General features: G+C 63.3%; 13 protein-coding genes. 6 read left to right on the top strand and 7 right to left on the bottom strand.

From position 1 onward, the window contains the following. The first annotated feature begins 210 nt into the window (after positions 1 to 210). Positions 211 to 2,823: a heparinase II/III domain-containing protein gene (locus tag AC3RCJ_RS18115; protein ID WP_492963064.1), complete on the top strand. Its 2,613-nt coding sequence runs from the start codon at positions 211 to 213 to the stop codon at positions 2,821 to 2,823. Positions 2,824 to 2,841: 18 nt separating this feature from the next. Here AC3RCJ_RS18115 and AC3RCJ_RS18110 read toward each other — a convergent pair whose 3' ends face one another. Together AC3RCJ_RS18110 and AC3RCJ_RS18105 are read right to left on the bottom strand one after the other, a co-directional pair. Then, a complete protein-coding gene (locus AC3RCJ_RS18110; RefSeq protein WP_492963062.1) occupies positions 2,842 to 3,255 on the bottom strand; it encodes a hypothetical protein in 414 nt (137 codons plus the stop codon). A gap of 24 nt (positions 3,256 to 3,279) precedes the next feature. Next, on the bottom strand, positions 3,280 to 4,200 hold the full coding sequence (locus tag AC3RCJ_RS18105) for a hypothetical protein (RefSeq protein WP_492963060.1): 921 nt from the start codon (positions 4,198 to 4,200) through the stop codon (positions 3,280 to 3,282). A 364-nt stretch (positions 4,201 to 4,564) separates the two neighbouring features. Here AC3RCJ_RS18105 and AC3RCJ_RS18100 point away from each other — a divergent pair, with 364 nt between their 5' ends. The 5 genes from AC3RCJ_RS18100 to AC3RCJ_RS18080 all read left to right on the top strand — a co-directional run bounded on the left by AC3RCJ_RS18100 (position 4,565) and on the right by AC3RCJ_RS18080 (position 9,905). After that, entirely contained in the window at positions 4,565 to 5,722 is a 1,158-nt protein-coding gene (locus tag AC3RCJ_RS18100) for an ABC transporter substrate-binding protein (protein ID WP_492963058.1), read from the top strand. A 93-nt stretch (positions 5,723 to 5,815) separates the two neighbouring features. Further along, entirely contained in the window at positions 5,816 to 6,706 is an 891-nt protein-coding gene (locus tag AC3RCJ_RS18095; protein ID WP_492963056.1) for a branched-chain amino acid ABC transporter permease, read from the top strand. Between the two features lie 7 nt (positions 6,707 to 6,713). Next, complete coding sequence (locus tag AC3RCJ_RS18090; protein WP_492963054.1) at positions 6,714 to 8,657, top strand: branched-chain amino acid ABC transporter ATP-binding protein/permease; 1,944 nt, start codon at positions 6,714 to 6,716, stop codon at positions 8,655 to 8,657. Positions 8,658 to 8,667: 10 nt separating this feature from the next. After that, on the top strand, positions 8,668 to 9,390 hold the full coding sequence (locus tag AC3RCJ_RS18085; protein ID WP_492963052.1) for an ABC transporter ATP-binding protein: 723 nt from the start codon (positions 8,668 to 8,670) through the stop codon (positions 9,388 to 9,390). 341 nt (positions 9,391 to 9,731) lie between these two features. Beyond that, the gene (locus tag AC3RCJ_RS18080) at positions 9,732 to 9,905 is read left to right on the top strand and encodes a hypothetical protein (RefSeq protein WP_492964670.1); all 174 of its coding nucleotides are present in this window, start codon (positions 9,732 to 9,734) and stop codon (positions 9,903 to 9,905) included. A 72-nt stretch (positions 9,906 to 9,977) separates the two neighbouring features. Here the strand turns inward: AC3RCJ_RS18080 and AC3RCJ_RS18075 are convergent, their stop codons facing one another. The 5 genes from AC3RCJ_RS18075 to AC3RCJ_RS18055 form a co-directional block, all read right to left on the bottom strand. After that, entirely contained in the window at positions 9,978 to 11,282 is a 1,305-nt protein-coding gene (locus AC3RCJ_RS18075; protein ID WP_492963050.1) for a hypothetical protein, read from the bottom strand. 32 nt (positions 11,283 to 11,314) lie between these two features. After that, entirely contained in the window at positions 11,315 to 11,635 is a 321-nt protein-coding gene (locus AC3RCJ_RS18070; protein WP_070304968.1) for a DUF2288 domain-containing protein, read from the bottom strand. A 49-nt stretch (positions 11,636 to 11,684) separates the two neighbouring features. After that, positions 11,685 to 12,383, bottom strand: coding sequence for an RES family NAD+ phosphorylase (locus tag AC3RCJ_RS18065; protein ID WP_492963048.1), 699 nt, complete (start codon positions 12,381 to 12,383; stop codon positions 11,685 to 11,687). Positions 12,384 to 12,385: 2 nt separating this feature from the next. Continuing rightward, the gene (locus AC3RCJ_RS18060; RefSeq protein WP_492963046.1) at positions 12,386 to 12,823 is read right to left on the bottom strand and encodes an antitoxin Xre/MbcA/ParS toxin-binding domain-containing protein; all 438 of its coding nucleotides are present in this window, start codon (positions 12,821 to 12,823) and stop codon (positions 12,386 to 12,388) included. A 141-nt stretch (positions 12,824 to 12,964) separates the two neighbouring features. Continuing rightward, positions 12,965 to 15,583, bottom strand: coding sequence for a S53 family peptidase (locus tag AC3RCJ_RS18055; protein WP_492963044.1), 2,619 nt, complete (start codon positions 15,581 to 15,583; stop codon positions 12,965 to 12,967). Positions 15,584 to 15,605 lie beyond the last annotated feature (22 nt).

Genomic DNA, 15,605 nt, shown 5'->3' with positions numbered 1-15,605 from the left:
GGTCGCCACAGCGATACCAACAATACGATCTCTATCCGCCATGTGGATGCGTGGGATACCCCCGGAACGATCGGGCTGCAAATTACTTTTGCCCGCAATGTTAAATTGCTCACTGCAAATGTCTCGACGACAATCGTGCATCTGGCAGCGAACACGGTCTCGGATATCAAGTTGGCATGGGATGCTCGGCAGCATACGATAGATATCAAGGTGAATGATGTCCCGGTACGCGCGTCATGGGGAACGGCGCAGGTGCCCGACAGCGACTGGACCGCGAACGAGCAGATATTCGATGTCGGTTCGCGGCGCAATGAAACGATGAGTAACTTCATCCTGCGCGATGGGCAAGGGCAGGAACTGATGCAGTACGCGTCGCTCGACGCGGATTTGAAGAAAGCCTGGACCGCTTATATCCACGCCGCAGAAAGGCGCCTGGCGGAAATCCGCAGCTGCGCCACGATCGCGCCCAGCTCGTCGAACTTCCCGAAATCATGCAAGGTTGCCACTGGGCATCGCGGGATAATCTATGAAAGCGCGCAAGTGCTGTCCATGGCCTGGCTGCTGACGGAACAGGACAAATACAAGCAGGGCGTGCTGACGTATGCCGACATGCTGCTGGCGAGCCCGCTTCCGGCCGGCAATGAATGGTCGATGGGGGGCAGGGTGGCCGCCATGGGACTGATGTATGACTGGCTATATGAGCTGATGGGCAGTACGGATGTGCCCGCGGCGCTGGGCGCGGGGCCGTATCGCAGCGTGCTGGCGCAGAGAATCAAGGATACGATCGCGGCCGAGAATACGGAAATACGGAACGACCACCTGGTGGCGTCCATGTGCGGCGGCGGGCAGCACTTGCGCGACACGCGCACCGTCTTCGATTGCGAGCAAAAACCCGTCTACGAACACTGGAAGCGCGACAAGTCTTCCTCGATTGCCAATTACTATGTCAGCGGTCATGCCTTCAGCGCAGTGACGAACATGGCTGTGGGCTTGCTGGCCATCGCAGAAGAGCATCCCGAGGTGGTGCCCATGATCGACACCGCGTATGCGCATTATGAGAAGGGGTTTATGGCCGCGCGCGCCGCCATTTCGGCCGATGGCGGCCATCAGATGGGCTTTTCCTATGGCGTGTCGAGCATCCCGGAACGTTTGCTCTTGTGGCGCACCGCGCTCGACAGTGGAGGCGGCGCGCCGCTGCTGCAGGCGGACTGGCAGGCGCAGCTGCTTTATCCGTACATCTACGGTTTGCGCGGCGACGGCACCTTTCCTGCCAGCGGCGACAATTATGAGCTGACCGTGCGCAATCCCTTGATGGGACAATTGTCGCGCGGCGTGGCCAGCGTGGCAAACGATGGCCAGGCCTGGTCTTTTTATCGCGATCAGGTCAATCGGCCGCGCAGCAGCGGAGACGGGATTCTGGAACGGCTGCTGTGGCCTGCGGCGGTTGCGCCTGTGCCGCTACAAAGCTTGCCACTGGCGCGCCATTTCAGGGTCTCGGGCCAGGTGCTGATGCGCGACAGCTGGGATTATCCGAATGCCACCTTGCTCGATTTTAAATCCTCCTCGCTGGCGGCACAGAATCACCAGCACGCCGACCAGAACAGTTTTTCGCTGTATTACAAGGCGCCGTTGCTGCTCGATACGGGATTGTATGAAATCTACGAAAGCGTCCATTGGTGGAATTACTATACGCGCAGCGTGGCGCACAATACGATCACGCTCTTCGATACGGTGGACGACGCCACGGAATACCTGCTCAATGGCGCCAACGGCCTCAGTCGCGATGGCGGGCAGTGGCTGCAGGCGTCGCAACAGGCTTATCCCACTATTGACGAGATCCTGCCTGGCGGGGTGAACGCCCTCGATGGCATCGTGCGCTATGAAAATACGCCGGAATATACCTATACCAGCGGCAATGCCAGCAAGGCGTATTCGGCGACGCGGCTTGATCGCGCCAACGGCTTCGTGCGTCAAGTCCTGTTCCTGCGCCAGCCCGCGTTCTGGCCCAAGCCCGTGACGCTAGTCTTCGACAGCGTGCGCAGCAAACGTGCCTTGCCAGCCACGTTCTTGCTGCATACGGCGCATGACCCGGTGGCCAATACCGCCAGTACGGGCAATCTTGGTGACGGACGCTACAAGCTCGGCTACAGCACGGGACAGCGCCGCATCGCCACCGTGCGCAATGGGAATGGTATGCTGATCGTGCAAACCTTGTTGCCAGAGAATGCCGTCGTGCACAAGGTTGGTGGACTCGACCATGACGGAACCATGTGCAGGCAGATGAGTCCGATCAAGGCGAACGAGCAGCTGCCCAGTAGCGGCGACTGCCGTTTCATGGTGCGCCGGCGTCAAGCCGACGGTAGTTATCTCTGGTTTAACCATGCACCGTTGAAGAGCGAGCAACAGACCAACCATGAGGACGTGGGGGAGTGGCGCCTGGAAGTCACGTCGCCCGCTGCGCCGGCATTGAATGCGCCCGAGTATTTTCTGCACGCGCTGTTTGTCGCCGACAACGATGGTGCCACCGGCACGGCCCAGCCGCCCGATGCGCGGCGCCTGGCGGCCGCAGCCAACACCGAGGCGCTCTTGCTGGGCAGTCAGCTGCATGTCCTGTTCAACCGCGACGTGGCGCCCGCCACCCGCATGGACTGGACCTCGCCGCTGGCCGGCGGCGCCATCCTGGCCACGGGGCTGAAGCCGGGCGTCCATTACGCGCTCACGTCGATGCCGGCCGGTAGCGCCTTTGCCAGGAGCCTGGCCGAAGTGGCCGAGGGCGCAGGGACGTACCTGAGCTCGGACCAGGGCGTGCTCAGCATCGAGTAGGGCGGCAAACGGAGGGGGTCAGGCCGCTTCTTCCTTCTTCGGCCTGGCCCGCAAGCTGGCGGCCGCCTCGCCGATGGCGAACGGGTCGCGTGACAGGATGGCGGCGCCCAGGTCGACCAGCCTGGCGGCCGCGCCGATGGCCGACTTCACGTCGGCGATGCGCTTGAGCTGTTGCTTGCCCCTGGCGATGGCGCCGTCGATCTCCTCGCGCGCCTGTTCGGCGCCGGCGGCCGTCAGCGCGATGCCGTAGGCGCGGAACAGGGCCACCATCTGGTCCAGGTGGTTTTCATGCTGTTCCAGCAGCGCGCGTTCGTCCGGCGTCAGCGTTTCCCGCGCGCGGATGCGCAGCTCCAGCACCAGGCTCGAAGCCTGCGCCAGGCTGTCGGCGATGGCGTAGCTTTGATCCTTTGTCAGTTCAGTCAATGGGGGCATGGGATACTCCTGTGTGCTAGCCGCTTACCAGCGGGCGGGGCCATAGAAAACAGCCTGTTTTTGCAGCGTGCCGACATGGCGGGAAAACTGCGCCAGCTGCCGCTCCAGTTCCGGCGCCTGCAGGCGGTCGAGATTGGCCCGCAGGGCGGCCACGCTGGCCTGCAGCGCGTCGACGGCCGCCACATAGGCATCGACGATCTTTTGGCGCTCCTGCAATTGCAGGCCTTCCTGGTACAGCCGCGTGCGGATGTAATTGGCGGCCAGCGGTTCGCGCGGGGCGGCGCCATCGACGGCGTGGTACAGCAGCGCCAGGTCGCGCTGCTCGTCGCGCAGGCCGGCGCGATAGCTGCGCTGCGCATACTCCTTGAGGGCGCCGCTGACGATGTTCACGGCTTCCTGTTCGTCGAGCAATTCGCGCAAGGCCGATTTCTGCAGGCGCTGCGTGGCCAGGCGGCTCAGGTGCTCGCTCAGCTTGACGACCTTGGACAGCTTGTCCGCATCGAGCAGGGGAGCGCCGGCGCCAGGCTGGGCCAGGCCGCCCAGCGCATCGCCGAGTCCGGCGAACTCTTCCTTGTAGAGGGGCAGCTTGTCGTCCGCCAGCACCGCCAGCGTGCGGGCGTAGCGCAGCAGGATGTCGTTCAGGCTGGCGACCGACAGGTTCGCCTGCGCGATGGCGGCGCAATCGGCGCGCGCCGCCTGTGCACTGGCTTGCGCATCGAAACGCTCGGCGAGCACCAGGCGCTGGCGCATGGCCTTGTCCATGCAGCTGTTGACGCCGCCCGCCAGCATCGGTTCGAAGTGGCGCGACATCTGCTGCGTCTGCTCGGCAAAGCTGCGCACGGGCGCCAGGTCGGTGGCGCAGCCGCCCAGCAGCAGGCTGGCCAGCAGGCCGGCCATGGGCAGGCGGTAGCGAAGGACAAGGGGGGAAGTCGACGGGCGCTGCATATGGCCTCCAGGCGGTAGGAGTGGCGGGATGGCGCCGCGCGCGAGCGCCGGCATGGCTGACGTTAGCATGCTGGACAGTGACAGTCTTGCGCCAGATCAGCCCGCTGCCGTATCGCCTGGCGCCTGCCTTGGTTGCCGAGCGCTGGCGCGGCACTGTTGCGCGATGGGGCAGGGTGTGTCAATTTGCGCCATATTTTCCTTACAGAAGTCTGACATGCAAGCAAGCAGCCGGGTCTTTTACACATGCTGCGACGCGTCATATGTATCTGTTGCTGCTGCCAGATTACTCACCTACAATGATTTATCGATGGGGCGGTTATCCAGCGTACGACTATAAAAACATGTTGTATTACAGGAGATGACAATGAATTTCAAACAGAAATTGCTCGTTGCAAGTCTAGTGCTGGGTTTCTCCCAATTTGCTGTCGCAGCAGACCCCATCAAGATCGGCGTGTCCGGACCGTTTACGGGCGGTTCCGCGCCGATGGGCGTGTCCATGCGCGACGGCGTCAAGCTGGCCGTCGCGGAAATCAATGCCAAGGGTGGCGTGCTGGGCCGTTCCTTGCTGCTGATTGAGCGCGATGACGAAGCGAAGAACGAACGCGGCGTGCAGATCGCCCAGGAACTGATCAACAAGGAAAAGGTCGCCGCGACCGTCGGCTACATCAATACGGGCGTGGCCCTCGCTTCGCAGCGCTTCTACCAGGAAGCCAAGATTCCCGTCATGAACAATGTGGCGACGGGTTCCATCGTCACCAAGCAATTTGCCGACCAGCCGGAAAACTACATCTTCCGCAATGCGGCCAATGACACCATCCAGTCCGGCATGATCGTGCATGAGGCGATCGAGAACCGCAAGTTCAAGAAAGTGGCGATCCTGGCCGATTCCACCAACTATGGCCAGCTGGGCCGCGAAGACCTGGAAAAGGCGCTGGAAAAGAAGGGCATCAAGCCTGTCGCCGTGGAAAAATACAACATCAAGGACGTCGACATGACGGCCCAGCTGCTGAAAGCCAAGCAGGCGGGCGCGGAAGTGGTGCTGACCTACGGCATCGGCCCGGAACTGGCGCAGATCGCCAACGGCATGGAAAAACTGGGCTGGAAAGTGCCGCTGATCGGCAGCTGGACCCTGGCCATGGGTAACTTCATCGACAACGCGGGCAAGAACGGCAACGGCACGCGCATGCCGCAAACCTTCATCCAGGATGCCAGCACGCCCAAGCGCAAGGCCTTCATCGACGCCTATGTGGCCGCCTACAAGCCGTCGGGCGGCCGCATGCCGTCGGCCGTCTCGGCCGCGCAGGGCTACGATTCCATCTACCTGCTGGCCGCCGCGTTCAAGCAGGCGGGCGGCACGGATGGCCCGAAAGTGCGCGCCGCGCTGGAAAGCCTGAATGAAAAAGTGGAAGGCGCCGTCACCACCTACAACAAGCCGTTCAGCAAGACCAACCATGAAGCGATCACGGCCGAGCTGACCGTGTTTGGCGAAGTCAAGGACGGCAAGGTCGTCCTTGCCAAATAAGTCCGGCTAACGCCAAGTACCCAGCCGCGCAATGGCCAGCCTTGAGGAATCAGGACTGGCCATTTTTTCATCTTCCGTCTTCCGGGGAATACCATGGAAATCTTCCTGCAGCTTGTCTTCAGCGGCATCGCGCTGGGCATGATCTACGCCGTCATCGCCTTCGGCTACCAGCTCACGTTCGCCACTTCCGGCACCCTCAACTTCGGCCAGGGCGAGTCCCTGATGCTGGGCGCGCTGGTGGGCCTGTCCCTCGTGGGCACCATCCACGGCGGGCCCTACATGAGCTATTTGCTGATGATCCCCATCGTCATCGCCTTCGGCGCCTTGCAGGGCGTGTTCGTCGAATGGATAGGCGTGCGGCCGGCCATCAAGATCAAGTCCGAATTCGGCTGGATCATGTCGACCATCGCCCTGGCCATCATCTTCAAGAACGTGGCGGAAAACATCTGGGGCAAGGACGACCTGACCTTCCCGTCGCCGCTCTCGGCCGCGCCGTTCAAGGTGCTGGGCGCGAACGTGCAGCCGATGCAGGTGGCCGTCATCGTCGGCGCGCTGGCCATCATGCTGGCCGTCGAGCTCTTCAACCGCAAGTCCATCTACGGCAAGGCCGTGGTGGCGACGGCGAACGACCGCGACGCGGCCGGCCTGATGGGCATCAACACCAGCATGGTCATCACGTTTTCGTATGCGCTGTCGTCGGCCACGGCCGCGTTCGCGGGCGTGCTGGTGGCGCCGCTGACCTTGACGGGCGCCACCATGGGCGCCTCGCTGGGCTTGAAAGCGTTTGCCGTGGCTATCATCGGCGGGCTGACCTCGGGCATGGGCGCCATCGTCGGCGGCCTGATCCTGGGCATCGCGGAAACCACCACCGGCTATTACATTTCCACCGGCTACAAGGAGGTACCAGGCTTGCTGCTGTTGCTGCTGGTGCTGGCCATCAAGCCGTCCGGCCTGTTCGGCAAAGCCGCGATCAAGAAAGTCTGAGGATCACATGAACAAGAAAATCACCATGCTGGCGCTGAGCGCGGCGGGCCTGGCCGCGCTCGTGCTGTTCCCCGTCGTCATCCCGAATCCCTACTACATCCACCTGGCCGAGACCATCCTCATTTATGCCATCCTGCTGTTCGGCCTCGATATCGTCGTCGGCTACACGGGGCAGGTGTCGCTGGGCCACGCGGGCCTGTTCGGCATCGGCTCGTACGCCACGGGCGTGCTGGTGTTCAAGCTGGGCCTGTCGTTCTGGCTGGCCATCCCCGCCAGCATCCTGGGGGCGGCCCTGTTCGGCGCCATCCTGGCCTTGCCGGCCCTGCGCGTGACGGGCCCCTACCTGGCCATGGTGACCCTGGCCTTCGGCACCATCGTGCAAATCCTCATCAACGAGATGAGCTTCCTGACGGAAGGCCCGATGGGCATCAAGATCCACAAGCCCGTCCTGTTCGGCCACAAACTGACGGAAGTGGAGTACTACTACATGGTGGCCGCGCTGATGGTCATTTCGCTGGTGGTCGTGCACCGCATCCTGAAATCGAACCTGGGCCGCGCGTTCGAAGCGCTGCGCGACAGTCCCATCGCCTCGGACTGCATGGGCGTGTCCGTGTACCGCTATAAAGTGTATGCGTTTGTCATCAGCGCCGGTTTCGCCGGCCTGGCCGGCAGCCTGTATGCGTATTCGGAAGAGTATATTTCACCCAATACCTACAACTTCGAGCTGACGATCTTGTTCCTGCTGGCCGTCATCATGGGCGGGCGCAAGACGCGCTCGGGCGCGCTGATCGGCGCCCTGATCGTCGTCATGCTGCCCAGCCTGCTGGCCGACATCGAACTGTTCCGCAAGATCGCCGTGGCCGCCGCCGTGCTGGGCGTGATCGGCTCCGCCTTCATGCTGGCGAAGAAGCGTTCCACCGTGCGCGGCGTGCTCGTGCCCCTGGTCGCCACCATCGGCCTGGCCGCCTATTCGTACAAGCTCGACAACATGGTCGACTGGCGCTTGACCATCTTCGGCCTGATGACCTTGTTCGTCGTCTACTACCTGCAGGACGGCATCGTCGGCTTTTTGATGAGCTTTATCGGCAAGGGCCGGCGCCATGTGCAGGCCGTCGCTGCGCACGGCGTGGCGCCATTTGACCACGCGCAAGGCGGGCAGCGGGGCACGACCCTGCTGCGCGTGGAGCAGGCGCTGATGCAGTTCGGCGGCCTGAAAGCGCTGAACCAGGTGGACCTGACCGTCACGCAAGGCTCGGTGCACGGCTTGATCGGGCCTAACGGCTCGGGCAAGAGCACGATGATGAATGTGCTCACGGGGATCTACAAGCCGACGGCGGGCAAGGTGGAGTTTGCCGGTGCCGTCATTTCCGGCCGCACGCCGTCCGAGATCGCCCTGGGCGGCGTGGCGCGCACCTTCCAGAACGTGCAGCTGTTCGGCGAGATGACGGCCACCGAGAACGTGCTGGTGGGCCTGCACAACACCTTCAGGTCGAACGTGCTGGACGTGATGCTGCACACGCCCCGCTACAAGCGCGAAGAGCGCCTGGCGCGCGAGCGGGCCGCCAGCATCCTCGAATTCGTCGGCCTGGCCGACCTGGCCAACGAAGAGGCGCGCAATTTGCCGTATGGCAAGCAACGGCTGCTGGAAATCGGCCGCGCGCTGGGCCTCAACCCCCGTTTGCTGCTGCTCGACGAACCGGCGGCGGGCCTGACGGCGCCCGACATCAAGGAATTGATGGCCATCATCCGCAAGATCCGCGAGCACGGCATCACCATCATCCTGATCGAGCACCACATGGACGTGGTGATGGCGCTGTCGGACGTGGTGACGGTGCTCGATTTCGGCCAGAAGATCGCCGAAGGCGCGCCCGCGCTGGTCCAAAGCGATCCGAAAGTGATCGAAGCCTACCTGGGCGGCAGCGCCGACACCCTGAGCCCCGCGGCGCACTGAGAGGAAGACCATGCTGACCATTCATAATCTGCACGCCGCCTACGGCAAAGTCGAAGTCCTGCACGGCATTTCGCTGGAAGTCCCGAAAGGCAAACTGGTCACCCTGATCGGCTCGAACGGGGCCGGCAAGACCACCACCATGCGCGCCATTTCCGGCATGCTCAAACCCAAATCGGGCAGCGTCACCCTGGGCGGCAAGGATGTCACGGGGCTCGATTCGCACCGCATCGCGCGCGCGGGCCTGGCCCATTCGCCGGAAGGGCGTAGAGTCTTCGCCTCGATGTCGGTGACGGACAACCTGCTGCTGGGCGCTTTCCCCCGCTTTACGCGCGCGCGCCCGAAAGGCGACATCAAGGGAGATCTGGACAAGGCCCTGGAGCTGTTCCCCCGCCTGAAGGAGCGGCGCGACCAGCTGGCCGGCACCTTGTCGGGCGGCGAGCAGCAGATGCTGGCCATGGCCCGCGCCGTGATGCTGAACCCGGAAGTGATTTTATTGGACGAACCGTCGATGGGCCTGGCGCCGATCCTGGTGGAAGAAGTCTTCCGCATTATCACGCGCCTGAAAGGCGAAGGGGTGACCATGCTGCTGGTGGAACAGTTCGCCGCCGCCGCCCTGAACGTGGCCGATTACGGCTACGTGCTGGAAAACGGCAGCATTTCCGTGCACGGCCCGGCCGAGAGTCTAAAGAACGATCCGAAGGTGATCGCGGCCTACCTGGGCGGCGGGCACTGAAGCTGGCTTTGACAATGCGCTTGCTGCGCATTGTCAAAGCCTCTGCATTGCGCAATGTAGTGTTTTGCCAGGCACTCATCGCCTGCTTGGCCGGACTTATGGGTGCTCAACAGAACCTGTCGAGGTCTCTTTTGCCAAGAATTATGAATCAAGAAGGTCTACGCTACCGGTGGCAACTCATCTATCGCGTTTTCATTTGCCATGACTTGTGATTCACGAACACCCAAGCCAATGGCGACGACGCCGGGCTTCCGAATTCTGGAACTAAAAATCCATCACGATACGGCACACTGCATTTGCTGATTTCAGCGCAGTTACTTAACCGAATCACTGAGGACATCATGACCAAAGCAAAGCACGATCAAAAAACGTCGACACTCACCACAACCCGTGCGGCATCGCGAGTGCAGGCAACAGTTGCCCGTTCGACCGGCGGCAGCGTCCCCAAGGGCAGTTACGTTGGCCGCCTTCAGGCAGCAGCTGCCAATAACTCTGGCAAGCCAGGTGCCAAGTAACGGGAGCGCGGACATGACAAGCCAACAGGAACGCGACAACCATGGCAACCAGATGAACCCGAATAATGATGCCTACTGGCAGTCGCGGGGAGAAGATGAGCGACCGGCGGACTGGGAGGCGCAGAAGGATGAAAATGATTTGCCTTCCGCTTCTTGAGACGTAAGATAGCTAGGCCAGGCCTGCACGCCAAATTGCAGGCCTTTGCTGACCAAACGGTCCCTGTTCCGCTTCCACCAGCCCCCATAGCTGTCTGTACAATCGACCAAGGCGGTGGCGCGACCCTTCTCTCGGGTCAAGAGCGGACTCCATAGATGTGAGCAGACAAACATAGGAAATGGAATTGACAGGTAAATGCCGTTGCTGTCCGGCTTGATCAGGGTTGTCCACAAGCATTCCAGTTGGTGTATCGTGAAGCGCGTAGTCTCGTCGCGCCAGCTTACCAGGCGCGCCTCGCTCTCGCCAGACCAGGCGGAGAAGTCCTTCACCCGCGGCATGTTTTCGGGCAAACGTCGGTCACGCCTCCAGGCTGCAAGGACAAATAAGAAATCAAACAGGCGCGAGGTCGCAGTGTTGAAAACCCCTTTTTTAGGTTGCTTGCCATTTTTCAAGAGTCGTCCTGTTTCAAGGTCGAAATCAATGCTGGGATCAAAGCGGGGCATCACCAGCTGAAAAAGTGGATAGGCCTGCATAGTATTGCCAAAGTAACCAGCACAGAATTCCACATCCCAGCATGACAATACATGGAAGAACAGCGCATCACTCAAAGGCTTGGCTGTCTCGAGTAACACATTAACGTCTAAACCGAGTTCAAGTTGGGCGCGCAGCACACGTGCATCGTCGATATCAACCTCTTCTTGGCAGAACGACTGAAGCCAATCGAGCATAGTGATCAACACCTTACGTACCAGGGCAGTATCCTGCGAGATAACGGCGTCACTAAGCGCTGCGCAATCCCGGTCAAAGTGTTCCGCCAGGGCTAGCGTTTCCTGACAATACTTTCCGTGCTGAGGACTCAAGCTGTAAATGAGATCAGCAGTTGGTAAAAATTTACCTGTCCTGACAGACGGATATTGCGCAAGAATGGTGCTTGCCTCATCGGAGGACCATCCTCCTATGTCAATCAGTCGCTGGGTAAGCGCAGCGTTGGTTCTTTCGCCTAAATTTCTGCGATCCTCCTCGGTTGGCACCCATCCATGCTTAAAGCGGGTTCGCCAAGTGCGTTCGGATGTGCCCGAAAACTCAGCAAAAGATACCGCCAACTTGCGTGCATTTAATCGCTCAAAAATCAAGAAGGCAAAATGATTAAACATAACGTAGCGGCCTACTGTAATGCGTATATGGCGATGCGCCGAGGTCGGAAGATCTTGCCCGGGCATACATCGCTATGCCTGCTGCTCGAACGCAGTCTTTAGTGTTTCGTCGGCTTTTCCTGCTGCACCAGGATGAACGGGCTGACGACGACGGCCCATAACGCCGCGTCGGCCGCCTGCCAGTCCAGCGCCTGCTGGTCGGAGACCTTGGCGACTTTGCCGTCGGCCATCCATTGCGTGATGGTGGCCTTGTCGTCGTGCGAGATGCGCACGGCCACTTCGACCAGGTCCAGTTCATTGGCGACCCAGACGACATTGCCTTGGGCGAAATGCTTTTCCAGTTCGCTCCAGGCCAGGCGGGCCGTTTCGCTGTTGACTTTGAGGCGCAGTTCGGTGTCTTTTTCAGGATTGGTTTGCATGCGAAATATCAATGTTCTGTGGGTGGGATGCCGCGCCGCGCAGGTTTTTTTACAGGATGTCCACGTGCGGCGTCGGCGTGCCCCGCCATGTTAACCGATAGGCGGCGCCTTTGCGAACATTGCCCACCAGGGCAGGGCGGAAACAGGCGAGGTTGGTGCCGCCGTCGCGCCTGGCGCTGGGGAAGATGACCCCCATGGAACCGGCATCGAGCAGGATGGCGGCCAGGTCCTGCGAGGCGATATAGCTGGCCGGATCGAGACAGGCGCGGTAGCGCTCCTGGCCGCGCAGGTCGTGGAAGCTGGCGGAAAAATCGGCCAGCAGCGACTGGTAGCTGACGCTGTCGTCGAAATAGCCGATTTCCTGGTATTCCACGGTCTTGTGGAAGACGATCTCGGCCAGCGCCGTTTCCATCTCGAAGGCGCAATACCAGGCGCCCCGTTCGCCGTCATTGAAGCGCGCGCCCTCGGGGCGGGCATAGGTGTAGGCGGCATTGATGATGCGGAAATGCGGCACGCCGAACACCAGTTCATCGACGCCGATGCCGGGCGCGCCGCCGTATTCGGCCACCAGGCGCGCATTCGTCGCGTTGTCGAGCTCAAACAGCTCGCGCAGGTGGGCGTCGTCGTCCGCCAGCGGCGCCAGCACCGAGTCTTCCATGTCGGCGAAGCGCGAGGGGATCAGGCGGCAGGTGTCGATCTGGCGCAGGGCGGCCAGCGGCGGCAGGTGGGCGTGGGGACCGGCTGGCAAGATTACAGCCCTCCGCGGCGCGCATCGAGCAGCTTGCGCACCGTCTGCATGGCCAGCAGGCCGCCGGCCAGCATTTGCGACAGCGGCGTGCGGCCGCCGAAGATGGGATTCCTGTTGGGCAGGCCGACCCATTCGTCGGCCAGCTTGTCGCCGTACAGGATGTGCAGCGCCTTGTAGATGCCCAGCAGGTAGGAAATGCGCGTGATGCGGTCCACTTCCAGCACGCGGTCCGGGTGCTTTTTCCACTCGTAGTAGGCGCTGCTGGACAGGCCGCCCAGCAATTCGCGCGCATCGTCGTCGCGCAGCTTCCAGGCGGCGGCCAGCCTGAAGAATCCCTTCAGTGCCGCCTGCGACAGGCGCTCGCGCTCGGCCCTGGCGTTCAGGTCGACGAGCACGGCCGGCTCGAAGCGGCTCTTGGGATAGGCGTAGGCGAGATTCATGATATGTCCTTCAATAAAACTCTGTTTAAGGACTATTTATACTCCTTTTTCGGATTCGTTGCAACGGCCGCGCGCATGAAAAACGGGGCGCAGCGGACGTGTGTCCCGCTGCGCCCCGTTGGCAGGCCGCGTTGCGGCAGTCTATTTTGCCGTGACGCTCACCGGCACGGTCAGCTGCGCCGTCAAGCCGTTACTATCCAGCGCCACCACCTTCAGCGCATAGCTGCCGGCCACCGGTTGCGGCCAGTAGGCCGTGATGGTCAGGCCGCTCATGGAAAACTGCATGCCCAGCGGCGCGCCGTCGATCGAGATCCGCAGCGAGGTCGCACCTGGCGCCGTCAGCACGATGCTGCCGCTCATGGCCTTGCCCGCCACGCCCGTCATGGCGGCGGCGCTGATCGTGGGGCCGGCGGCGGCGATTTTCACCGTGGCCACGGCCTGGCCCGTCAAGCCCGTTTTCGTATCTTTGGCGATGACGGTCACGTTGTAGTTGCCCAGCACGGGGCTGGCCCAGCTGACGACGCCGGCGGCATTGACGGCCATGCCGGACGGCGCGCCCGACAGGCTGTACGTGACGGGGTTGGGCGCCACCACCGTGGCCGTGAACGACAGGGCCACGCCCGGCTTGCCGCTGACGCCGGGCACTGTCACCGCGGGCGGCAGCGGGGCGGCGATGGCCACCGTGTACAGGCCCTTGCCGCTCAGGCCAGTCTTGCTGTCCTTGGCCGTGACGGTAACGGCATAGGTGCCGGCCACGGGCGCGGTCCAGCTCACGAGGCCGGCGCTGCTGATGGTCATGCCGGCCGGCGCGCCGGCCAGCGTGTAGCTGACGGGATTCGGCGCGGTGACGCTGACGGTGAACGCCAGTGCCGTGCCGACCTTGCCCGTGATGGCGCCGGCCGCGACGACGGGCGGCGCGACGGGGGCGATGACGATGCTGTACACGCCCTGGCCGGTGAGGCCAGTGACGCTATCCTTGGCCACCATGGTCACGGCATACGTGCCGGCGATGGGGGCGGCCCAGCTGACGACGCCCGTGGCGGCGATGCTCATGCCGGCCGGTGCGCCCAGCATGGTGTAGCTGAGTGGATTGGAAGCGGTGGCCGAGACGGTGAACGACAGCGGCTTGCCGGCCGCGCCGCTGATGCCGGCCGGCGCCACCACGGGTGCGGCGGGGGCGATCTGCGTGCCCGACAGGCTGGCCAGCAGGCTTTTCACGTTCGGCGTGCCCAGGCCGCCCAGCGGGTCATAGCCGACCCTGGCCGTGCACACGCCGCACGTGCCGTTGCTGCCGCGCGTGATGTCGGCAAAGCTGCTGGCAAAGGTGCCGGGCACGGCGGCGATCTGGCCGTACAGCATGCTGTGCGGCAAGCCCAGTGCCGCCTTGGCTTGCAGTGCGCGGCTGGCGTTGGCGATGGCGACCAGGCCCGCCCATTGCGGCGTGGACAGGCTGGTGCCGCCGATGCTGAGCCAGCTGGCGCTGCTGCTGCCGGGTGTCATCACGGCCGTGTACTGGCCCGTGGCGGGGTCGGCATTGAAGGCCACGTCGGCCACGTTGCGGCGCAGCAGATTGGTCAGGCCGGGCACGCTGGCCGTCTGGTAGCTGGGCAATGCCGTATAGGCGCTGATGCCGCCGCCCGTGCCGGACCAGGCAGCTTCGCTGCGCGCGCCGCTGCCGCTGTAGCTGAGCGTGGTGCCGCCCACGGCCAGCACGTTGGGCGACACGGACGGCCAGGATACGCCGCTGCCCGAGTCGCCCGTGGCAGCCAGGTAGCTCATGTTCTTGCCCGTGAAGGCGCTGTCGACGGAAGCCGTCCAGCTGCCTTCGGCCGCGCCAAAGCTCATCGAGACGACGCCCGGCCCCATCAGGTTGGCCAGGCGCACCGCGCCCAGCAGGCTGTTGACGGAAGCGTCGGGCGCCTCGATCAGGACGATGCGGGCCAGCGGCGCCGTGGCATGCGCCCACTGCACGTCGAGCGCGATTTCCATGGCCCAGCCCGAGTTATAGGCGGGCGCCGTGGCCGTCATGGCGCTCGACGGCGTGTTGTAGACGACGGAGAATTCGCAGCCGCTGGCCGGGGCGGGCGGCAGGGGCAGGGTGGCATTCGTGGCGATGGCCTTGGTGGTGCAGGCGGGCAAGCCGAATTTCTGGTTGAAGATGGCCAGTTCGGCGGCCGCGTTCGGGTTGTGCATGGCGTCGACGATGTAGATCGTCTGGCCCGCGCCCAGCTGGGCCGCCTGGGCCGCGGTCAGCGCCGTGCCCGCCGCCGGCAGGGCGGGCAGGTCGTAGGCGGCGCGGATTTGGGCGGGAGAATAGGTGGCCACCACGCTGCTGCCAGCCAGCGGCGCGGCGGTGTCGCTCGTCCCGCCGTCCAGCAGCGGCGCGATATCTTGCGCCGTTTGTTCCGAGGCGGCGATCTTTTGCGCCGTCAGGCGCCGTGTCGGCAGGGTCGCCATGCCGCCTTCCAGGCGTTGCCGATGCGGACGCCGGTGCGCCGATTCGCTGCTGTAGCGGCTGTCGCTGTCGTCGGGCGTATCGAGCAGGGCCGGTGCTGCATGGAACATGGGCTGGACCACCAGCGTGCCCACCGAGGCAGGCAGGACCGGCACGTCCACCTGGAACACGGTGGCCGCCGTGGCCAGCAGGGCGGGCGGCTGGGCGGTCTCCTGGCCGGGGCCGCAGGCGCCGAGCGCGGCGATCAGGCTGGCGCCCAGCAGCAGGCGGGCGGGCGCCGGGCGTAGGGATAAGGGCTTCTTCATGGCGAGACTCTCCGAGTTGGGC

This window comes from Janthinobacterium sp. GW822-FHT07H11, from assembly GCF_058798615.1.
Note: the sequence above shows the minus strand (reverse complement) of the source record. Positions and strands in the feature narration are given on the sequence as shown.